The organism is Streptomyces katrae (assembly GCF_000717655.1).
Lineage (GTDB): Bacteria > Actinomycetota > Actinomycetes > Streptomycetales > Streptomycetaceae > Streptomyces > Streptomyces katrae_B.
In genome coordinates this window covers 1-1204 of sequence record NZ_JNZY01000095.1, presented here as the reverse complement: position 1 = coordinate 1204, position 1204 = coordinate 1, and the positions used below count along the sequence as shown (strand labels likewise).

Annotated in this window: 1 protein-coding gene and 1 pseudogene; both read left to right on the top strand. The window is 66.4% G+C overall.

Annotated features, from left to right (window positions below; genetic code table 11):
* Positions 1 to 260: pseudogene (locus tag IF09_RS41465) on the top strand (hypothetical protein); the annotation flags it as partial.
* Positions 261 to 390: 130 nt separating this feature from the next.
* The coding region (locus IF09_RS0139525) for a S1 RNA-binding domain-containing protein (protein ID WP_037637251.1) at positions 391 to 1204 on the top strand (814 nt) is incomplete at its 3' end.

Here is a 1204-nt window from a genome sequence, read left to right as displayed (position 1 = left end):
ACCTGCAGCCAGGAGACGTCATCCTGGCCCTGGACCGGTGGAAGCAGTACGTGCGCGGCCCCAAGCGCCGGCTGTGGGACGAATGCGAGTGGGGCAACGCGCACTGGTACTGCTGCGGCAACCCCCTGGAAGGCCGTGCGCTCCTCGACCGCGTGCTCCTGGCCATGACACCCCGGAGCGCCCGCGAGCTCCGGGCAGTCCTCGCCACGTACGACGCACTCTGGATCACCCCGTACCCCTTTCTCCCGGACCGAGTCTGAGCAGGCACTCCCCCGCGGAGTCCTCCGACTCTTGTCCGCGGATAAAAGATCGGTGCCTCGGTACGAGCAGGGTGTCATCCGTCCTGCCCACCTCCGGGTCGGTGCACGGCCGCGTGAGAGGCTGGACGGCATGGGCGCTGAGCTGGACGATCAGACTGCAAGGGAGTTCTTGGCATCGATCCGCGTCGGTGACCTCTGCCACGGAACGGCGACAGAAATCACCGGATCGCGAGGGGTGACGGTGACTCTGGACGGGTACCCCGCGCGCCCGCTGGGGATGGTGGGTCCCTTGGACCTGTCATGGCGGCCCTTCCCGGCCAGTCCTCTGCAGGTCGGTCAGAGGATCACAGCCGAGGTGACCTCCGTTGATCTGGATGAAGGCATCGCCTGGTTGTCGATGGCCTCCGCCGAGCACCCTGAGCTCTGGGCGTTCCTGAGACCCCTTCGCTCCGGCCAGATCCTTTCCGGCACGGTCGCTGCCATCGAGCGGTTCGGCGTGTTCGTGGCACTGGACCAGGGCCCCGATCACCCGGTCTTCCCCGGCGTCGGATTCATCTCGGTCCTCGAGCTGTCCTGGCATCGCTTCGAAGCGATATCGGACATCGTCGAAGTCGGGGAACGCGTCTCGTGCGAGTTCCTCTACTTCGACACGTGGAACGGGGAAGCCAGGCTGTCGCTGCGAGCGACTCAGCCGGACCCCTTCCAGACCCTCGCAGGCAGCATCTCGGTGGGTCAGACCTTGGATGGACAGGTCACCAAGCTGGTCCCGTTCGGCGCTTTCGTTCAGGTCGCCGACGGCATCGAGGGGCTGATCCGTCTTCAAGAGCTGGCAGCGACACCCGTTGAAGCTCCGGAGGAAGCCGTCCACGTTGGCGACGCAGTCTCGGTCGTCGTCATCGACGTCGACCGGCAGCGGCGCAGGCTGTCCTTGTCCCGACGCCAGG